20 protein-coding genes are annotated in these 19,214 nt (G+C 68.4%); 12 read left to right on the forward strand and 8 right to left on the reverse strand.

The genetic code is table 11. The features are described from left to right. Window positions 1–13: 13 nt before the first annotated feature. Window positions 14–1,441, forward strand: coding sequence for a glutamate synthase subunit beta (locus ACFOOL_RS03665; RefSeq protein ID WP_380094954.1), 1,428 nt, complete (start codon window positions 14–16; stop codon window positions 1,439–1,441). 91 nt (window positions 1,442–1,532) lie between these two features. Beyond that, window positions 1,533–2,102, forward strand: a complete 570-nt coding sequence (hpt, locus tag ACFOOL_RS03670) for a hypoxanthine phosphoribosyltransferase (protein WP_380094956.1) — start codon at window positions 1,533–1,535, stop codon at window positions 2,100–2,102. A 6-nt stretch (window positions 2,103–2,108) separates the two neighbouring features. On the opposite strand, the gene ACFOOL_RS03675 is transcribed toward hpt, so the two are convergent. After that, window positions 2,109–3,659: a UxaA family hydrolase gene (locus ACFOOL_RS03675; RefSeq protein ID WP_380094958.1), complete on the reverse strand. Its 1,551-nt coding sequence runs from the start codon at window positions 3,657–3,659 to the stop codon at window positions 2,109–2,111. A 123-nt stretch (window positions 3,660–3,782) separates the two neighbouring features. Here ACFOOL_RS03675 and ACFOOL_RS03680 point away from each other — a divergent pair, with 123 nt between their 5' ends. The 4 genes from ACFOOL_RS03680 (at window position 3,783) to ACFOOL_RS03695 (ending at window position 7,648) form a co-directional block, all read left to right on the forward strand. Then, the gene (locus ACFOOL_RS03680) at window positions 3,783–4,532 is read left to right on the forward strand and encodes a GntR family transcriptional regulator (RefSeq protein WP_380094960.1); all 750 of its coding nucleotides are present in this window, start codon (window positions 3,783–3,785) and stop codon (window positions 4,530–4,532) included. A 17-nt stretch (window positions 4,533–4,549) separates the two neighbouring features. Next, on the forward strand, window positions 4,550–4,987 hold the full coding sequence (locus ACFOOL_RS03685) for an RbsD/FucU family protein (protein WP_380094962.1): 438 nt from the start codon (window positions 4,550–4,552) through the stop codon (window positions 4,985–4,987). Between the two features lie 84 nt (window positions 4,988–5,071). Beyond that, window positions 5,072–5,923, forward strand: coding sequence for a fumarylacetoacetate hydrolase family protein (locus ACFOOL_RS03690; RefSeq protein ID WP_380094964.1), 852 nt, complete (start codon window positions 5,072–5,074; stop codon window positions 5,921–5,923). 138 nt (window positions 5,924–6,061) lie between these two features. Further along, entirely contained in the window at window positions 6,062–7,648 is a 1,587-nt protein-coding gene (locus tag ACFOOL_RS03695; RefSeq protein ID WP_380094966.1) for an L-aspartate oxidase, read from the forward strand. Here the strand turns inward: ACFOOL_RS03695 and ACFOOL_RS03700 are convergent, their stop codons facing one another. Further along, window positions 7,649–8,524 carry a c-type cytochrome gene (locus ACFOOL_RS03700; protein ID WP_380094968.1) on the reverse strand — a complete coding sequence of 292 codons (876 nt, stop codon included), beginning with the start codon at window positions 8,522–8,524 and terminating at the stop codon, window positions 7,649–7,651. Between the two features lie 198 nt (window positions 8,525–8,722). Beyond that, window positions 8,723–9,706 carry a PfkB family carbohydrate kinase gene (locus tag ACFOOL_RS03705; protein ID WP_380094970.1) on the reverse strand — a complete coding sequence of 328 codons (984 nt, stop codon included), beginning with the start codon at window positions 9,704–9,706 and terminating at the stop codon, window positions 8,723–8,725. 216 nt (window positions 9,707–9,922) lie between these two features. On the opposite strand from ACFOOL_RS03705, the gene ACFOOL_RS03710 reads away from it, so the two are divergent. From ACFOOL_RS03710 to ACFOOL_RS03725, 4 genes are all read left to right on the forward strand, one after another. Further along, window positions 9,923–11,566 (forward strand): Na/Pi cotransporter family protein, encoded by a 1,644-nt coding sequence (locus ACFOOL_RS03710; protein ID WP_380094971.1) that lies wholly within the window; start codon window positions 9,923–9,925, stop codon window positions 11,564–11,566. 117 nt (window positions 11,567–11,683) lie between these two features. Continuing rightward, window positions 11,684–12,076: a COG4315 family predicted lipoprotein gene (locus ACFOOL_RS03715; protein ID WP_380094973.1), complete on the forward strand. Its 393-nt coding sequence runs from the start codon at window positions 11,684–11,686 to the stop codon at window positions 12,074–12,076. A gap of 15 nt (window positions 12,077–12,091) precedes the next feature. After that, entirely contained in the window at window positions 12,092–12,598 is a 507-nt protein-coding gene (locus tag ACFOOL_RS03720; RefSeq protein ID WP_380094974.1) for a sigma-70 family RNA polymerase sigma factor, read from the forward strand. After that, window positions 12,595–13,392: an anti-sigma factor family protein gene (locus tag ACFOOL_RS03725; protein ID WP_380094975.1), complete on the forward strand. Its 798-nt coding sequence runs from the start codon at window positions 12,595–12,597 to the stop codon at window positions 13,390–13,392. Before ACFOOL_RS03720 ends, ACFOOL_RS03725 begins: the two co-directional genes overlap by 4 nt. 125 nt (window positions 13,393–13,517) lie before the next feature. On the opposite strand, the gene ACFOOL_RS03730 is transcribed toward ACFOOL_RS03725, so the two are convergent. From ACFOOL_RS03730 to eda, 5 genes are all read right to left on the reverse strand, one after another. Beyond that, entirely contained in the window at window positions 13,518–14,690 is a 1,173-nt protein-coding gene (locus tag ACFOOL_RS03730) for an alpha-hydroxy acid oxidase (protein WP_380095911.1), read from the reverse strand. Window positions 14,691–14,777: 87 nt separating this feature from the next. Then, window positions 14,778–15,458: a molybdate ABC transporter permease subunit gene (gene modB / locus ACFOOL_RS03735; RefSeq protein ID WP_380094977.1), complete on the reverse strand. Its 681-nt coding sequence runs from the start codon at window positions 15,456–15,458 to the stop codon at window positions 14,778–14,780. Window positions 15,459–15,500: 42 nt separating this feature from the next. Continuing rightward, window positions 15,501–16,229 (reverse strand): molybdate ABC transporter substrate-binding protein, encoded by a 729-nt coding sequence (gene modA / locus ACFOOL_RS03740; RefSeq protein WP_380094978.1) that lies wholly within the window; start codon window positions 16,227–16,229, stop codon window positions 15,501–15,503. A 69-nt stretch (window positions 16,230–16,298) separates the two neighbouring features. After that, on the reverse strand, window positions 16,299–16,667 hold the full coding sequence (locus ACFOOL_RS03745) for a winged helix-turn-helix domain-containing protein (RefSeq protein WP_380094980.1): 369 nt from the start codon (window positions 16,665–16,667) through the stop codon (window positions 16,299–16,301). Between the two features lie 232 nt (window positions 16,668–16,899). Further along, window positions 16,900–17,535, reverse strand: a complete 636-nt coding sequence (gene eda / locus ACFOOL_RS03750) for a bifunctional 4-hydroxy-2-oxoglutarate aldolase/2-dehydro-3-deoxy-phosphogluconate aldolase (RefSeq protein ID WP_380094982.1) — start codon at window positions 17,533–17,535, stop codon at window positions 16,900–16,902. A gap of 131 nt (window positions 17,536–17,666) precedes the next feature. On the opposite strand from eda, the gene nadA reads away from it, so the two are divergent. Both nadA and ACFOOL_RS03760 read left to right on the forward strand, forming a co-directional pair. Next, window positions 17,667–18,731, forward strand: a complete 1,065-nt coding sequence (gene nadA / locus ACFOOL_RS03755; protein WP_380094983.1) for a quinolinate synthase NadA — start codon at window positions 17,667–17,669, stop codon at window positions 18,729–18,731. 98 nt (window positions 18,732–18,829) lie between these two features. Then, window positions 18,830–19,126 carry a GNAT family N-acetyltransferase gene (locus tag ACFOOL_RS03760; RefSeq protein ID WP_380094985.1) on the forward strand — a complete coding sequence of 99 codons (297 nt, stop codon included), beginning with the start codon at window positions 18,830–18,832 and terminating at the stop codon, window positions 19,124–19,126. Window positions 19,127–19,214 lie beyond the last annotated feature (88 nt).

The following is a 19,214-nucleotide window of genomic DNA, read 5'->3' on the forward strand; positions in this document are numbered from 1 at the left end:
ATAGGACAAAGCCATGGGTAAGGTCACCGGCTTTCTCGAAATCGACCGCGAGGAACCGCGCTATGAGCCGGCTTCCGACCGCATCCGCCATTTCGGCGAGTTCACCATTCCGCTCGCCGAGAGCCGGGTGACCGACCAGGCGGCGCGCTGCATGGATTGCGGCGTGCCCTATTGCCATGGCGACACCGGCTGCCCGGTCAACAACCAGATCCCCGACTGGAACGACCTGGTCTATCGCGGCGACTGGCAGGAGGCGGCGCGCAACCTGCACTCGACCAATAATTTCCCCGAATTCACCGGCCGCATCTGCCCGGCGCCCTGCGAGGAGGCCTGCACGCTCAATCTCGAGGATGTGCCGGTCGCCATCAAGACGGTGGAACAGGCCATCGCCGACAAGGCCATCCGCGCCGGCTGGGTGCAGCCGCAGCCGCCCCAGCTCCGGACCGGCAAGACAATCGCCATTGTCGGCTCCGGTCCAGCCGGCCTCGCCGCCGCCCAGCAACTGGCCCGCGCCGGCCATGACGTCCATCTTTATGAACGCGAGCCCAGGGCCGGGGGGCTGCTGCGCTACGGCATTCCCGACTTCAAGATGGAAAAGCGCCATATCGATTTCCGCGTCGCCCAGATGGAAGCCGAAGGCGTGGTGTTCCACTACGGCGTCAATGTCGGCGTCGACATTCCGCTGGCCCGCCTGCGGCAGGACCACGACGCGGTGCTGCTGGCGGGCGGCGCCGAACTCCCCCGCCCGGTGGAGGTGGAGGGAAGCGGCCTTGCCGGCGTCCACTACGCCATGCCCTTCCTCGTGCAGCAGAACCGGCGCAATGGCGGGGAGAACGTCGCGGGCGAGGTCCAGCTCAGCGCCGCCGGCAAGCATGTGGTGGTGGTGGGCGGGGGCGATACGGCCAGCGACTGCATCGGCACCTCGTTCCGCCAGGGCGCCATCGCCGTGACCCAGCTCGACGTGCGCCCCATGCCCCCGCAACTGGAGGACAAGCTGACCAACTGGCCCAATTGGGCGGTCAGGATGCGCACCTCCTCCTCCCAGGCCGAGGGCGCCATCCGTGAATTTTCCGCCGGCACCATGCGCATTCTCGGCGATGCCGGGGGCCAGGTCAGCCACGTCGAATGCGCCCGCGTCGACCGCCAGCGCCAGCCCATCGAAGGCTCGGCCTTCTCCATCCGGGCCGATCTCGTCCTGCTCGCCATCGGCTTTGCCGGCCCGGTGCAGGAGGGCATGCTGGCCGAACTGGGCGCCGATCTGGATGCGCGCGGCAATCTGTTCGCCGACACCATGAGCTACCGCACCACCGAGCCGGGCGTCTATGCCGCCGGCGACATGCGGCGCGGCCAGTCGCTGGTGGTCTGGGCCATCCGCGAAGGCCGCCAGGCCGCCCGCGCCATCGATTCCGACCTGATGGGCCGGACCGATCTGCCGCGCTGAGGAAGCATAACCCCGAAAATCGTCATGGCCCGGCTTGTCCGGGCCAGCCATGGATGCTTCAAACACCGCTGGATCACCCGGACGCCGGGTGATGACGCCCCAGCGCAAGGCCATGCACGTGACCCAGACCCCCTATACCGTCGACCAGCTCATTTCCGCCAAGGCCATCGCGGCCCGCGTCGAGGCGCTGGCCGACGAGATTTCGCGCTATTTCGCCGATACCGACAAGCTGGTCGTGGTCGGCCTGCTGCGCGGCTCCTTCATCTTCATCGCCGATCTCGTGCGCGAGATCGATCTGCCGGTGGAGGTCGATTTCATCGAGGCCTCATCCTATGGCAATGCCATGGAATCGAGCCGGGAGGTGCGCATCCTCAAGGACCTGCGCGGCGAGATCGCCGGCCGCGACGTGCTGGTGGTCGAGGATATCATCGATACCGGCCATACGTTGAAGCACGTGCTCGAAATCCTCGAGACCCGCCATCCGCGCCGCATGGAGGTCTGCGCCCTGCTCAACAAGCCGTCGCGGCGCGAGGCCAAGGTCGATGCCCGCTGGATCGGCTTCGACATTCCCGACGAGTTCGTTGTCGGCTACGGCATCGACTTCGCCCAGCGCAACCGCAACCTGCCCCATATCGGGGCGGTGCGGTTCGCGGAGGAATAAGGCGCCCTACATCACCGCCCCAACCTGCCAGGGCACGAATTCATTGTCGCCATAGCCCAGCGCCTCGGACCGGGTTTCCCGACCCGAGGCCACTTCGAGCATGAGATCGAAGATTTCCTGCCCCTTGGCCTCGATGGAGACCCCTTCGACGATATCGCCGCAATTGATGTCCATGTCGTCCTGCATGCGCGCATACATGTCCGAATTGGTGGCCAGCTTGATCGAGGGTACCGGCTTGCAGCCATAGGCCGAGCCGCGCCCGGTGGTGAAGGCCAGCACATTGGCGCCGCCCGCGACCTGGCCGGTGGCCGAAACCGGATCGAAGCCGGGCGTATCCATGAACACGAACCCTTTTTCGGTGACCTTTTCGGCATATTCGTAAACCGCGGTCAGCGGCGTCGTGCCGCCCTTGGCCGCTGCGCCGAGCGACTTTTCCAGAATGGTGGTGAGCCCCCCCAGCTTGTTGCCCGGCGAGGGGTTGTTGTTCATCTCGCCATGGTTGCGGCGCGTGTAATCCTCCCACCAATGGATGCGCTCGATCAGCTTGCGGCCCACTTCCTCGGTCGCGGCGCGGCGGGTGAGCAGATGTTCGGCGCCGTAGATTTCCGGCGTTTCCGAAAGGATCGCGGTGCCGCCATGGCGCACCAGGATATCGGCGGCATGACCCAGCGCCGGATTGGCGGTGATGCCCGAATAGCCGTCCGAGCCGCCGCATTGCAGCGCCAGGGTCAGATGGCTCGCATCCACCGTCTCGCGCCGCGCGGCGGCGGCGACGGGCAGCATCTCCCGCACTTTCTCGACGCCCCATTCGATCATCTTGCGCGTGCCGCCACGCTCCTGGATGGTCATGGTCTGGAAAGTGTCGCTCTCCTCGATGCCGTAGATTTCCTTCATGCGGCCGATCTGGAACACCTCGCAGCCCAGCCCCACCAGCAGCGCCGCGCCCAGATTGGGGTTGGACGTATAGCCCCACTGGGTGCGCTTGAGGATGTCGAAACCCTCGCCCCGGCTTTCCATGCCGCAGCCGGTGCCGTGCACGAACGGCACCACGCCGTCGATCTCCGGATAGTCCTCGAGGATGCCCGAGCGGTTGACCGCCTCGGCGATGAACTTGGCCACCGTGGCCGAGCAGTTCACCGAGGTCAGGATGCCGATATAGTTGCGCGTGCCCACCGAGCCGTTGGCGCGGCGATAGCCTTCGAACGTCGCCCGCTGCGCCGCCGGCACGAAATCCACCGGCACCGCCCCTTCGGCGAAGGCGTAGTCGTGCTCCAGCGAGCCGTCGGGCCCGCCCATGCCGCAATTGTGCTCGTGCACCCAGTCGCCGGCGGCGATGCCTTCCTTGGCGAAGCCGATGATCTGGCCGAATTTCAGGATCGCCTCGCCGGCCGCGATGGGGCGGGTGGCGAATTTGTGGCCGCGCGGAACCCGCCGCACGATAGCGACGCCCTGGGCGGTCGCCGCCCCGACATCGAGATTGGCGAGCGCCACCGCGATATTGTCGGCGGCGTTGAGCACGAGCGTCTTGCCCTCTGGGCGGGTCATGGTTTCAGTCATCTGCGGGGCCTTTGCAGTCCGGAGTCCAGGTACTTTACCTCAAGATCGTTTGCCGCCAGATTGCGCACGCATCGGAAAGGCACGGACCTTGTCAAGCATTGGCACCCTAACTAACATGTTAGCATGAAAACGGAAGCCGGTTCCTACGACTTTCTGCGTCCCGAGGGTGCTTTCTCGCGCGGCAGCGTCACCCTCGACGTCACCAACACGCTGCGCCAGGCCATCGTCACCATGGCCCTGCCCCCCGGAACCATGCTCGACAAGACCGCGATCTGCACGCAATTGGGCGTTTCGCGCTTTCCGGTCAGCGAGGCGCTGGCGCGGCTGGCCGAGGAAGGGCTGGTCGATATCGCCCCCCAGCGCGGCTCGGCCGTCTCGCTGGTGCGGATCGCCGACGTGCGCGAATACATGCTCATCCGCAAGGGGCTGGAAAGCGAGGCGCTGCGGGTCCTGATCGGCAATCACGACGCCGAGGTCATCCAAGCCCTGCACGCCAATATGGCCGCCCAGCGCGAGGCCGCCTCCCGGGACGACGCCGGCGCCTTCCACCAGATCGACGTCGATTTCCACGACATCATCTTCCGCTCCATGCGCTTCACCAAGGTGAAGTCGATCATCGACCGCGCCCGCGCCAATCTCGACCGGGCCAGGCGCCTCATCATCACGCCGCGCCGCCTCAACCATACCATCGCCGAGCACCAGGCGATCCTCGACGGCATCCTCGCCGCCGATTCGGGCCGGGCGATCGCCGCCATCCGCGCCCATATCGACGCGGTGATGATCGAATTGTTCGCCTTTGCCCGCGACCACCCCGCCTTGTTCGCCGACGGCGCGGAATTCGCCGCGGACACGGCGGATTTCCCCTTCGGCTGAACCACGGAAACCCCATCATGCTCAAGCGCATACCGCCTTTGCTCGGACCCGAACTGCTCGCCACGCTGCGCGCCATGGGCCATGGCGACGAGATCGTCATCGCCGACGCCAATTTCCCAGCCGAGTTCCTCGGCCCCACGGCGATCCGCGCCGATGGCATCTCCGCCACCGACATGCTCGAAGCCATCCTGACCCTGATGCCGCTCGACGATTTCGTCGAGGAGGCGGCCATCGGCATGGCGGTGGTCGGCGATCCGGACGCCCGCCAGCCCATCTACGACCTGTTCGAGGACATCGTGCGGCGCCACGAGCCGGGCATGGGCTTTGCCACCATCGAGCGCTTCGCCTTCTACGAGCGGGCGCGCCAGGCCGCCGCCATCGTCCAGACCGGGGAAAGCCGCCTTTACGGCAATATCATCCTCAAAAAGGGCGTCATCCGCCCCGATGCCGCGTAAAACCGGACGGATCGGTCCAAGGTCGGCCTCGACAGGCCGACATGCCAGCCTGTATGGCCAGAACGGTATTTTTGGAGACCCGCCATGAAACTGCTTCGTGTTGGCGCCGAAGGCGCCGAAAAGCCCGCCATCCTCGCCGCCGACGGCTCCATTCGCGACCTGTCCGGCATTGTCGGCGACATTGGCGGCCAGACCCTGACACCCGAAGGCCTCGCCCGCATCCGCGGCACCGATATCGGGCTGCTGCCGCGGCTCGACGAGGGCCAGCGCATCGGTCCCTGCGTCGCCAATGTGGGCAAGTTCATCTGCATCGGCCTCAACTTCGCCGACCATGCCGCCGAGACCGGCGCCCCGATCCCCAAGGAGCCGATCATCTTCATGAAGGCCACCAGCGCCATCATCGGCCCCAATGACGACGTCGTCATTCCCAAGAACGCCCTCAAGCCCGACTGGGAAGTCGAACTCGGGGTCGTCATCGGCAAGGAGGCCCGCTATGTCGAGGAGGAGAACGCCCTCGAGCACGTGGCCGGCTATTGCGTGGTCAACGACGTCTCGGAGCGCCATTTCCAGACCGAGCGCGGCGGCACCTGGGACAAGGGCAAGGGCTGCGACACCTTCGGCCCCATCGGCCCCTGGCTGGTGACCGCCGACGAGGTCGCCGACCCGCAGGACCTCAAAATGTGGCTCGAGGTCGACGGCAAGCGCTACCAGGACGGCTCCACCCGGACCATGATCTTCGGCGTGGCCAAGGTGGTCTCCTATGTCAGCCAGTTCATGAGCCTGCAGCCGGGCGACATCATCTCGACCGGCACCCCGCCCGGCGTCGGCATGGGCATCAAGCCCGACCCGGTCTGGCTCCAGCCCGGCAACGTCATGCGGCTGGGCATCGAGGGCCTGGGCGAGCAGACCCAGAACGTCAGGGCCTATAGCGCCTGATCCGGCCCCCGGACGGATTTTTCGCCCTCTCCCGCCGGAGAGGGCGTTTTGTTTTCCGGCCGCCCTTGCCCGTTTCCGGCGCGCGCTCTATGCCGCCCAAAAGGCGGCGGCGGCTTCGCCCGCGGCCGGGGACCACACATGACCATATTCGACAACACCCTCGATGCCGACGGCGCGCTGATCGTGGGAGCGGGGCTGGCCGGCCTGTTCACCGCCCTCAAGCTCGCCCCCCTGCCGGTCACCGTCCTCTCGCCCAAGCCATTGGGAACCGGTGCCTCTTCCGCCTGGGCCCAGGGCGGGGTGGCGGCAGCCATGGGCGCGGGCGACAGCCCCCATGCCCATGCGCAGGACACCGAGATGGCGGGAGCCGGCATCGTCGACCACGGCACCGCCGAAGCCGTCACCGCCGAGGCCATCGCCCGCATCGAGGACCTCGCGCGCTGGGGAACCCCCTTCGACCGCGACGCTTTGGGTAATTTCGCGCTGGGCCGCGAAGCCGCCCATTCGACCAGCCGCATCGTCAAGGTCGAGGGCGACCGGGCCGGCCGCGCCATCATGCAGGCCCTCGTCGCCCGGGTGCGCGGGACGCCCTCGATCCGCGTCGTCGAAGGCATCACCGCGCTGAGCCTCGCCCGCGACGATGGCCGGGTCGTGGGCATTTACGGGCGGCGGCTGGGCGACCGCTATTCCGAGCCCATCTTCATCCGCGCCCGCGCCACCGTGCTGGCCGCCGGGGGTCTCGGCGGCCTTTACGCCGTCACCACCAACCCGCCCGGCGTCAGGGGCCACGCCATGGGCATGGCGGCGCGGGCCGGCGCGGTGATCGCCGATCCCGAATTCGTGCAGTTCCACCCCACCGCCATCGCCACCGGCGCCGACCCGGCGCCCCTCGCCACCGAGGCGCTGCGGGGGGAAGGCGCCATCCTGGTCAACGACCGGGGCGAGCGCTTCATGCCCGCCATCCATCCCGATGCGGAACTGGCCCCGCGCGATATCGTCGCCCGTGCCGCCTTCCGCCAGCTCGCCGCCGGCCGGCGCGTCTTCCTCGACACCCGCAAGGCGCTCGGCGCCGCCATATCGGCGCGCTTCCCCACCGTCACCCGCTACTGCCTCGAGGCCGGCATCGACCCGGCGACCGCGCCGATTCCGGTGACCCCGGCGGCCCATTTCCATATGGGCGGGGTCAAGGTGGACGAGCGCGGCCGCTCCTCCCTGCCGGGCCTGTGGGCCTGCGGCGAAGCCTCCTGCACCGGGCTGCACGGCGCCAACCGCCTCGCCTCCAATTCGCTGCTCGAGGCCATCGTCTTCGGCGCCCGCATCGCCCAGGATATCGGCGGGCTGGAAGCGGCGCGGGCGCTGGCGCCCTTTCGCGGCATCGCCTGGGACGAGGCCGAGGGCAACCGGGCCGAGCAGAAGCTGCGCAACACCCCTGCGGTGCAGGACCTGCGCCTTGTGATGAGCAGGCTGGTGGGCGTGGAACGCGACGCGGACGGACTGCGGCGCGCCCTGCGCGAGATCGCCCGGCTCGAACAGGGCGCCGAATGGGTCACCAGCGCCTATCTCAACATGACCACCTCCGCCACCCTCGTCGTCGCCGCCGCGCTCATGCGCACCGAGAGCCGGGGCGGGCACTATCGTACCGACTTTCCGCAGGCCGAGGATAAGTGGGGCCGCCACACGGAAATGACGCTGGGCGAAGCGTTGGACATCCGCGCAAGTGCTTGATCATTCAGCCAGAAGATAGCTCGCCAGGGCGAAAAGATCCGCGTCGGTCCAGTGGCTGGTTGAATCGGCGATCACCTCGCCCATGGTTCCGCCCAGAATATCGAAGCCCGGCGTGAACCCGTCCCTGAGCGTCTGGGCCAGCGTCTCGACGTCATAGCCCTCCGCCGCGAGGGCGGGTGCGGTGATGGCGGGCGCCCGCCCGCCGGTGCCGCCCGGCGAGCCGGCGAAGGCCCGGTCCCAGTCCAGCGCCCCCAGCGCGTTGCGCGGCGTGTGGCAAGCGACGCAATGGGCGGGGCCATAGGCCAGGTATTTGCCGCGATTGTAGATTTCCGACCGGTCCGCCTCGGGCTCGAAACGGGCCGGCGAGAAGAACAGCGCCTTCCAGCCGGCCATGGCGGTGCGGATATTGAACGGAAAGGCGATGCGGCTGGACGCCGCCGGCGCCGCGACCGGCTCGGTTTCCAGCAGCGCGGCATAAAGGTCGGCAATCTCCTGATCGCTCATAAGCGTATAGTTTTCAAAGGGAAAGGCCGGATAGAGATGACCTTGCGGCCCCATGCCGTCGCTCATCGCCGCCGAAAACTGCGCCAGCGTCCAGCCGCCGATGCCGAATTGCGGATCGGAGGTGATGTTGGGAGCGACGAAGCTGCCGAAATCGGTCTCGAGCGCCGCGCCCCCCGCCAGCAGGGCCCCGCCATTGGCGGCATCGGTATGGCAGGCGACGCAACCGCCCAGCCTGATCAGATAATGACCGCGCGCCGCATCGCCGCTCAGCGTCAGGTCGCGCGGCGGGCCGGCGATCGGGCGGAGCAGGTAGGAGCCGGCGACCATCCCGACCAGAACCAGGGCGAGAACGGCCCACCAGCGCTTTTTCATGCCAACCTCCAGGCAGGGACGCGCGATCTGAGCAGAGGACGGCGCGCGGCGCAATCGGGCACGAAATCAACAGCTTGCGAGGTGAAGGCGGCCGGGCCCCGCATGCTGCCGCAAGGCCGGGGCCAAGGTCAGCACATCGTTAGCAAAAGCGACTGCATCGGGGCGCGCCGGAGCCGCATCGACGAGCGCCGGCCGGCCTCACGCCTCGGCCAGCACGGCCTCCACTTCGGCACGGGTCGGGGGTTTGCAGCCTTTCTCGGCGCAGTTGAGGCCGGCGACCACCGCGCCGAAGCGCAGCATGGCGGCGAGCGCCGCATCGTCCAGCGCCGGCAGCCGGCCGGGCGCGAGGGCGTCGTTCTCGGCCAGCCAGGTGAGAATGCCGGCCATGAGACTGTCCCCCGCCCCCACAGTATCGCCGAAGACCGGGGGGGTGTAGATAACTGCCCGCGCCTCGGCCCGGCGCGAAAAGGCGAGCGAGCCTTCCTCGCCCAGCGTCACCACCACCAGTTCGCAATTGGGCCGCCCGAGCAGTTCGGCGGCATGGGCCGCTATGGTGCGGTCCGGCGCCAGCCAGCGATGGTCCTCGTCCGAGAGCTTGACGATATGGGCGCGGTCGAGAAAGCCCGAAAGGCGCTCCCGATAGCCGGCCTCGTCCCCGATCAGCTTCTCGCGCACATTGATGTCGATGGAGACCACCGCCCCGCGCGCCAGCGCCGCCTCCACCACCGCCGACCACACCACGGCGTCCTCGGCCTCGATGGGGCAGAAGCCGCCGATCTGGTAGAGCTCGACCCGTTGCGGCAGCGCCGCCAGCAGGCCTTCGCGGGTGAAGGCCCGGTCGGCGCCGCGCTCGAACACATAGCTGGCCTGCATCCGGGCGTTGAAGGTGACGATCGCCCTTGTGGTGGGGGCCTCGACCCGCTCCCCGAGCAGCACCCCGGCGCCGGCCTCGGCCAGCCGCGCCAGCAGCAGGTCGCCATGCTCGTCCCGGCTGATGGGGCAGAGGAACCCGGTATCGTTGCCCAGCCGCGCCAGCGCCAGGGCGCAATTGAAGGGCGATCCGCCCGCCAGCGCCAGCCGCTCGGCGCCCGGCTCGGCCGAAACCGGCACCAGATCGATCAGGCTTTCGCCCCCCACCACGAACATGCCCTGCTCCTCGAAAAAACTATTGCGGCGTGCCATAACATCATCGGGGCGCGCGCCGCCAGACGGTCCGGAAGGGAACGCGCGGCACAAACGCCGCCCCGGCGGAAATCCTTAACCTCAAGGGCATAGGATTGCCATATAAAACCCTTATATAACAAAGGGATTGCCGATCGCGCGTCTTGGGTCGACAATCTGATTCCCGAATACGTCTCTATCCAAACGACCAAGAAAGGTGAAATAGGCCTGTACGAAATGAATCTGTACCTCGTTCTGATCAACATCGCCGGCGCCGTGACCCTGCTGCTGTGGGCGACGCGCATGGTGCGCACCGGCATGGAGCGCTCGCAAAAGGCGGTGCTGAACCGGCTGCTGAGCCAGGGCAGGCGAGGCCATGTCAAGGCGGCGGGCCTGGGCGGCCTCGTGGCCATCCTCCTGCAAAGCTCCACCGCCGTCGCCCTGCTGGCCGCCGGCTTCGCCGCCAGCGGCAAGCTGACCCTGTCGGTGGGCCTCGCCACCATGCTCGGCGCCGATCTCGGCTCGGCCCTGGTGGTGCAGTTCCTCAGCCTCAACCCGGCCTGGCTGATGCCGCTGCTGATGGTGGCGGGCGGCATGATGTTCTTTCGCGGCCGCACCCGCGACATCCGCCAGGCCGGCCGCATCGTGGTGGGCATCGCCCTGGTGCTGGTGTCGCTGCGCCTGATCGGCGACGCCACCGCGCCGCTGCGCGACGCCCCGGTGCTGCCCAATATCGTGGCCTATCTGGCCGGCGATCCCTTCACCGCTTTCCTCCTGGCCGCCGCCTTCACCTGGATCATCCATTCCAGCGTCGCCTTCATCCTTCTGGTCGCGGCCTTCGCCGGACAGGGGCTGATCCCGTTCGAGCTGGGCGCGGCGCTGGTGCTGGGCTCCAATCTGGGCAGCGGCGTCATCGCCTTCGTGCTGACCCGCGCCGGCTCGACCGCCGCCAAGCGCATCACCCTGGGCAATCTGCTGTTCCGCGCCACGCTGGGCGCGGTGACGCTGGGCCTGCTCTGGCTCAGCCATATTCCGGGCGACTGGCTCGGCCCCGGCGCGGCGCACCAGATCGTCAATTTCCACCTCGCCTTCAACGCCGTGCTGCTATTGCTGGCGCTGCCGCTGACCACGCCAATGGCGCGGCTGACCGAAAAGCTGGTACGCCCCGCCCCGGGCGAGGCCGGCCAGTCGATCTCGCCGGTGCGGCTCGACGACCGGCTGATCGAGCAGCCGGTGCTGGCCCTGGCCAGCGCCAAGCGCGAATTGCTGCGCATGGCCGAAATCGTCGAGCGCATGCTGGAGCCGGTGATGGACCTCTACCGCACCGCCGACCCGGAAAAGATCCGCGAGATCAAGCGGCTGGAGGAAGCGGTCAATGCCGCCCAGTCCGATATCAAGCTCTATCTCTCGCGCATCCGCTATCCGCATCCGGACGGGCCGGACGCCCTGCGCGGACAGGAGCTGGCGCAGTTCGCCATCAATCTCGAATATGTGGGCGACGCGGTGGTCAAAACCCTGGTCAAGCTGGCCGAGACCCGCGCCGAGCAGAAGGTGAAGTTCTCGCCCGCCGGCTGGCGCGAGCTCAACGACCTGCACCGGCACGTGGTGGAGAACCTGCATCTGGCGCTCAACGTGCTGATGTCGGAGGACCGCGCCTCGGCCAAGCTGCTGCTGGCCGAAAAGGCCTCGCTGGGCGATGCCGGCCGGGCCAGCGCCACCGAGCATCTGGTGCGGCTGCGCGAGGGCGCCCAGCAATCCATCGCCACCAGCAATATCCATCTCGAGACGGTGCGGGCGCTCAAGAACATCAATTCGCTGCTGGCCAGCATCGCCTATTGGGTGCTGCGCGAGACCGAAAAGCCGGCGCCGCAGGAGGGGTGAAGACGGCCGGGCGGCCCGGCGCTTGGTTTTTTTCGCCTCCAGCGGGATGAAAGACGGCGCGGCGGTGTTGATGAGAGCAGAGCCGCCGACGCGGCTCGGCAACAGGAGGATTTCCCCATGCTTTCATCCCGCTTCATCGCCGGCGCCGCCGCCCTCGCCCTTTTCGCCGCCCCGGCGCTCGGGGCCGACTATCTGGACGGCGCCGTCCAATCCACCGATATCGGCGGCCAGATGGTGCTGACCGACGCCAATGGCATGACGCTCTACATCTTCGACAATGACGAGCCGGGCGTCTCCAATTGCTACGACGATTGCGCCGTCAAATGGCCGCCGCTGTTTGCCGATGCGGAGGCCGAGCCCGAAGGCGATTTCACCGTGGTCGAGCGCACCGACGGCACCGCCATGTGGGCCTATAAGGGCATGCCGCTCTATTACTGGTACGAGGACGCCGCGCCCGGCGACATCACCGGCGACGGGGTCGGCGGCGTCTGGCACCTGGCCCTCGAATAGGCCGGGAGCCCGGGCGTGGCCGATTTCCTCGATGAGCTGGAAGCCAATGTGCCGGCGCTGCGGCGCTATGCACGGGCGCTGACCCACGATATCGACCACGCCGACGATCTGGTGCAGGATTGCCTCGAACGGGCCATCGCGCGGCGCAGCCTGTTCCGCCCGCGCGGCCCCCTGCGCCCCTGGCTCTTCACCATGCTCACCAATCTCCACCGCAACGACCTGCGCAGCCGGCGCCGCCGGGCCGCGCCGCTGGGGCTGGACGCCCTGCCCGAGCCGGGCGTGCCCCCGCCCCAGCCCGGCCATCTGGCGCTGGCGGAACTGGCCCGCGCCATCGACACCCTGCCGCTCGAGCAGAAGGAGGCGCTGCTGCTGGTGACGCTGGAGGGGCTGGCCTATGCCGAGGCCGCCGCCATCCTCGACATCAAGCCGGGCACGCTGATGAGCCGGCTCGGGCGCGCCCGCGCCACGCTGCGGCTGCTGACCGGCCACCCGGCCGAACCGCATCTGAGGACCGTCAAATGAGCGATACCGACCGCGATCGGCTGATGGCCTATCTCGACGACGCGCTCCCGGCAGCGGACCGCGCCGATTTCGAGGCCCGCCTGGCCGGCGACGAAGCGGCGCTGGCCGAGTTGGCGGCGCTGCGCCGCCAGGGCGACGCCATCAGCGCGCTCTACCGGCCGGTGGAGGCCGAGGCCGTGCCCGCCCGGCTCGACCCCCACCGCCTGGCGCTCGGGCAGGCGCGCCGGCGCCGGCGTCACCTGGCCATCGCCGCCTCCATCGCCGCCGCCCTGGTCCTGGGGCTCGCCGCCGGCCTGACGCTGCGTCCGGTTCCGGCCGCGCCCGCCCTCTATGACCGGCTGATCGCCGACGCGGTCAGCGCTCATACCGTCTATGCCGCCGAGAGCCGCCACGCGGTGGAGGTGGCGGGCAGCGAGGGCGCGCATCTGTCGGCCTGGCTCTCCGACCGGCTGGGCATGGACCTCGTCCCGCCCGATCTCAGCGAGGCGGCGCTGAGTTTTCTGGGCGGGCGGCTGCTGCCGGCGCCGGGGCTGGCGGGGGGCCGCGCCGCCCAGCTCATGTATGAAAATGCGGAGGGCGAGCGGATCACGCTCTATATCACCCCCGCCCGCGGCATCGACGGCCCCGAGCTCGAAACGGTGCGCTTCGGCCCCGACAGCGCCCTCTACTGGGCCGACGAGCGGGTGACCTGCACCATTGTCGGCGCCGTCCCGCCCGAAGCGCTGCAGGCGCTGGCCGGGACGGTGTTCGGGCAATTGCGCCCACGGGAGGGAAGGAATTATCGCGCGCTTTGAGGGGATCGCGCCATCGATTTTCTCGATGGATCAGTCGGATTCCCGAACAATCCCGAACCCCCACCCTCATTCCCTCCCCTCAAGGGGGAGGGAGGCGAAGGGGCCGGCCTCTCGGCTTGAGGGTTTCAGCCGCGTTTGGGGGCGTTGCGGGGCGGGATGTCGTTGGAATAGATGTTGTGCAGGCCTACATCGAGAATGTCGCGCTCGCCGCATAGCGCCATGGTGGTGTCGAGCTCCTTGCGGATGATCTCGAGCACCCGGGCGACGCCCGCCTCGCCGCCCGCGCCCAGCCCGTAGAGCATGGGGCGCCCGATAAAGGTCGATCTGGCGCCATAGGCCAGCGCCCGCAGCACGTCCTGGCCGGAGCGGATGCCGCTGTCCAGATACACCTCGGTCCTGTGGCCGACCGCATCGACGATCTCGGGCAGCACGCGGATGGTGGAGGGCGCCCCGTCGAGCTGGCGGCCGCCGTGATTGGAGACGACGATGGCGTCGGCGCCATTGTCGATGGCGGCCTGTGCATCGGCGGCGTCGAGCACACCCTTGACGATGACCGGGCCGCCGAAGCGCTCCTTGACCCAGCGGATATCGCTCCAGTTGAGCGTCGGGTCGAACTGGCTGGCGGTCCAGGCCGAGAGCGAGGCGAGGTCGTGATCGCCGCTCACATGGCCCACGATATTGCGGAAGGTGCGGCGCCCGGTGCCGAGCATGCGCAGGCACCAGAGCGGGTGCTGCATCATCTGCCAGACCGAATGGGCGGTGAATTTGGGCGGGGTGGAGAGCCCGTTGCGGATATCCTTGTGGCGCTGGCCCAGGATCTGCAGGTCCATGGTCAGGATCAGCGCCGAGCAGTTGGCCGCCTTGGCCCGGTCGATCAGCCGGTTGACGAAGTCGCGGTCGCGCATCACGTAGAGCTGGAACCAGAACGGCGCGCTGGTGTTTTCCGCCACGTCCTCGATGGAGCAGACGCTCATGGTCGAGAGCGAGAAGGGAATGCCGAATTTCTCCGCCGCCCGCGCCGCCTTGATCTCGCCGTCAGCGGTCTGCATGCCGCCGGTCGCCGCCGGGGCGATGGCCACCGGCATGGCGATGTCGCGGCCCAGCATCTTCACCCGGAGATTGCGCCCCTCCAGGTTCACCGCCACCTTCTGGTTGAGCTTGATGCGGGAAAAATCGCTCTCGTTCTCGCGATAGGTGCTCTCGGTGTAAGAGCCGCTATCGGCATAGTCGAAGAACATCCTGGGCACGCGGCGGCGCGCCAGCAGCATCATTTCCTCGACGGTGAGCACCTTGTCCATGGCAGGCATCGCTGCGCCCTCCGGCTGTTTTCCGGCTTGCCCTAGCAACTGACATGTTAGTCGTCAATGCGGCTGTGAAGCCAGCGCTCATTCCCGCGGCGCGGTGGCGCGGCGATTGACCAGCAGGGTGCCGAAGACGACGAGGAAGGCGAAGGCCACCATGCCGCCGGCCAGCATATGCGCTCTGTCCCATTCCAGCCGCTCGACGAAATCGTAGATGGCGATGGAGAGCACCTTGGTCTGGCCCGGAATATTGCCCCCGATCATCAGCACCACGCCGAATTCGCCCATGGTGTGGGCGAAGGCCATGATGCCGCCCACCAGATAGCCCGGCCGCGCCAGGGGCAGGACGACGCGCCAGAACCGCTGCCGGCGCGAGGCGCCCAGCGTGTCGGCCGCCTCCAGCACCTCCAGGCCGATAGCGGCGAAGGCATTGCGCAGCGGCTGCACCATGAAGGGCAGCGAGGCGATGACCCCGCCGATGACCAGGCCGGCAAAGGAGAAGGCCAGCGTGCGCGCGCCCCACAGCCCGGCCAGCGCCCCGCCCGGCCCGCTGGGACCGAGCGCCAGCAGCAGGTAAAAGCCCAGCACGGTGGGCGGCAGCACCAGCGGCAGGGTAACCACCGCCCCCACCACCTCGCGCCCGGCCCAGCGGCCATGGGCCAGCCACCAGGCCAGCGGCGTCGAGACCACGAGCAGGATGACGGTGACCCAGAAAGCCAGCGCCAGGGTGAGGCCGATGGGGGAAAGCAGCGGGACGAGGTCCATGCGTCAAAATCTTCTGTAGCTCGCGAGCCCGCCCGGCAGCGCTCAGGGGACCGAATAGCCGGCGGCCTCGATCACCGCCACCGCCGCCTCGGACCGGATGAAATCGATGAAGGCCAGCGCCGCCGGATTGGCCGCGCCCTCGGCGAGCAGCACCGCGCCCTGGGCGATGGGCGCGTGCAGCCCGGCGGGCACCAGCCATCGGCCCGCCTGGGCCGGCACCTGGCTGGCGGCGACGAAGCCCAGCTCGGCATTGCCGCTTTCGACGAATTGCAGCGTCTGGGAGATGTTCTCGCCCTGCACCAGGCGCGGCTCCAGCGCCGCATAGAGGCCCAGCGCGGTCAGCGTCTCCACCGCCGCCTGCCCATAGGGCGCGGCGGCCGGATCGGCGATGGCGAGCCTGGAGAATTCGCCCCGCAGCGCCGCCTCGCCATCGGCAAGGTCGCGGCCGGGGCCGTAGAGCGCCAGCCGGCCCTCGGCATAGACGAAGAAGCTCCCCTCCACCGCGAACCCCTCGGCGACCGCCAGTTCGGGCCGCTCCGTATCGGCGGCGAGGAAGACCCCGAAGGGCGCCGCCTGGGTGATCTGGGCATAGAGCTGGCCGGTGGCCCCGAAACTCAGCACCGCCTCATGGCCGGTCTCGGCGGCGAACATCTCCGCCAGCTCCTCGGCCACGGCGGTGAAATTGGCCGCCACCGCCACATGGACCGTTTCGGCCAGGGCCGGCAGGGCGGCGGTGACGAACAGGGCGGCGGAAAGCAGGAGGCGAAGCACGGCCGATCTCCGATATGTTTTGACAAACATATCGATGACGAAAAACCCGGCCCCGGGCAAGCGCTATGTTCAACCGGCAGGATCGATGACCAGCGCCCGCAGCGCCGCCACATCCGCCGCGATCGCGCTTCTCGTGTGTTCCTGCATGGCGCGATAGCGGGAAAGCACCTCCCGCCCGCGCGGGGTGAGGCTGGCCCCGCCCTGCCCGGCCCCGCCCCGGCTCGAGAGCACCAGCGGCGCCCCAAAACCCTCGTTGAGCGCCTGCACCAGGCTCCAGGCCCGCTTGTAGCTCATGCCCATCGCCTTGCCGGCGGCGGCGATGGAGCCGGTCTGGTCGATCTTTTCGAGCAAATCCGCCCGGCCCGGCCCGATATAGGCGCCGGCGGTGAGCACGACCCGCAAATGGCCCAGCCCGTGGTCGGGAATTTCAGCACTCATCCGGCCCGTCCTCCCTCCGGCCCGCGAGGCGCCGCCGCCGCCCGACGCCGGCCGGCTTTAGCTTTTCAGTGCCGCGGCTTCCCGCGCCAGCGCCTTCTTGCTCCCCTCCCCCTTGAGGGGAGGGGTCGGGGGTGGGGGTCCTTCGGTGATCCGTCAGATCCACCCCCTCCCCAACCCTCCCCTCAAGGGGGAGGGAGCGCTGGTCGCCGATTCCGTCAAAACATGAAAGCCTCTAGCTTTTCAGCGCCGCGGCTTCCCGCGCCAGCGCCTCGATCCGGGCAAAGTCCCCGGCCTCGAGCGCCTCGGCCGGCATGACCCAGGAACCGCCCACGCAGATGACATTGGGCAGCGCCAGATAGGCCCCGGCCCTGGCCGCGTCGATGCCGCCGGTGGGGCAGAAGGTGATGTCGGGCAGGGGCGAGGCGAAGGCCTTGAGCACCGGGGCGCCGCCCATGGCCTCGGCCGGGAAGAATTTGAGGAAGCCATAGCCGCGCTCGGCCGCCGCCATCGCCTCGGTGGGGGTGCCGATGCCCGGCAGCAGCGGAATGGCCACGTCCTCGGCCGCATCGAGCAGGCGCGGCGAGGCGCCCGGCGAGACCATGAAGCGGCAGCCGGCCTCCACCGACTGCTTCATATGGGCGGCATGGCGCACCGTGCCCGAGCCGACGATGGCCCCGGTCACCTTGCCCATCTCCTCCATCACCTTGAGCGCGTTGGGGGTGCGCAGCGTCACCTCCAGCACCGGCAGGCCGCCCGCCACCAGCGCCTCGGCCAATGGCCGCGCCCTGGCGACATCGTCGAGGACGATCACCGGCACCACCGGGGCGAGCGAGAGGATGGAACGGATGGCATTGGCGTCCTGCGGCATGGCGTCGTCTCCCGATTGGCAAGGTCCGCTGCGAGGGTTAGGCGGACGATCCGGTTCGTGCAAGGCCATTCATTGCAATGACGGGCAAAAATCCCTAGGTTCCGCCCCGTCGCGGCGGGAGGTTTCCAGTGATGCAGACGATCAATGCGGTAACCCCGCTTTCCGAGGCGCGGGCCATCCTCGCCGACAGCTTCGATTTGAAGTTCTCCCCGGCCGTGGAGCGCGAGACCGGCGCCCTCTACGAGCGCATGCGCGACCGCATCCCCCAGGTCGAATGGCCGTTCTTCGCGCCGCTGATCTTCCAGATCAACCGGCTGAAGAAGGAAAAGGACGCCGTCATCCTCGCCCACAACTACCAGACGCCGCAAATCTATCACGGCGTCGCCGACGTGGTGGGCGACAGCCTGCAACTGGCCATCGAGGCCACGCGCGTCGACCAGTCGGTGATCGTGCAGTGCGGCGTCCATTTCATGGCCGAGACCTCCAAGCTGCTCAACCCGGAAAAGACCGTGCTGATCCCCGACAGCCGCGCCGGCTGCTCGCTGTCCGAAAGCATCATCGCGGAGGACGTCCTGGCCATGCGCGAGCGCTATCCGGGCGTGCCGGTGGTCACCTATGTCAACACCTCGGCGGCGGTGAAGGCGGTGACCGATGTGTGCTGCACCTCTTCCAACGCGCTCGACATCGTCGAGGCCGTCGCCGGCGACAGCGTCATCATGATCCCCGATCAGTACCTGGCGCAGAACACCGCCAAGAAGACCAACAAGAAGATCATCACCTGGGCCGGCGCCTGCGAGGTGCACGAGACCTTCACCGCCGGCGACATCGCCGAACTGCGCCACGCCTATCCCGCCGCCAGCATCATCGCCCATCCCGAATGCCCGCCCGAGGTGATCGAGGCGGTGGATTTCGCCGGCTCCACCGCGGCGATGATCGACTGGGTGAAATCGACCCGCCCCGCCCGCGTCGTCATGGTCACCGAATGCTCGATGTCGGACAATGTGGCCTCCGAGGCCACCGGGGTCGACTTCCTGCGCGGCTGCAATATCTGCCCGCACATGAAGCGCATCAATCTGGAAAACGTGTTGTGGTCGCTGCACACGATGAGCGAGGAAGTGACCATCCCCGCCCCGATCGCCGCCCCGGCCCGCGCCGCCGTCGAGCGCATGATCGAGATGAGCCGCAAGAAGGGCTGAGGGCCGGGCGCCGGAGGAAAGGCGAGGCCGGCGAGGGTTGCGGCGCGGCCGATATGGCCCCAGACTGCCCTGACCGCTTCTCCCGGAAGGATTTTCCCATGACCGACGGCGACTACAAGATCATCCGCGAGGAAGGGCCCACGCGCGGCCGCTATGTCATCCGCCTGGCGCCCGGCGCCGAGGCCGAGATGACCTACCGGAAAAGCCCCGGCCAGCCCATGGTCATCGACCATACCGGCGTGCCCCCCGAATTCGAGGGCCGCGGCATCGCCCTGCGCCTGGTCAAGGCCGCCGTCGCCGATGCCCGCGAGGAGGGCTTCCGCATCACCCCGATCTGCCCCTATGTGGTCGTCCAGTTCCGCCGCCACCCCGAATGGAGCGACCTGCTGGGATAGGCGCGGCGCAAGGGGATGCGGAAAGGTGGATTGCCGGGACGAGCCCGGCAATGACGAAGGGGACAGGTCCCCGGCCCTCCTCCCGAGG

This window comes from Devosia honganensis (assembly GCF_042648785.1).
Taxonomy (GTDB): Bacteria; Pseudomonadota; Alphaproteobacteria; order Rhizobiales; family Devosiaceae; genus Devosia; species Devosia honganensis.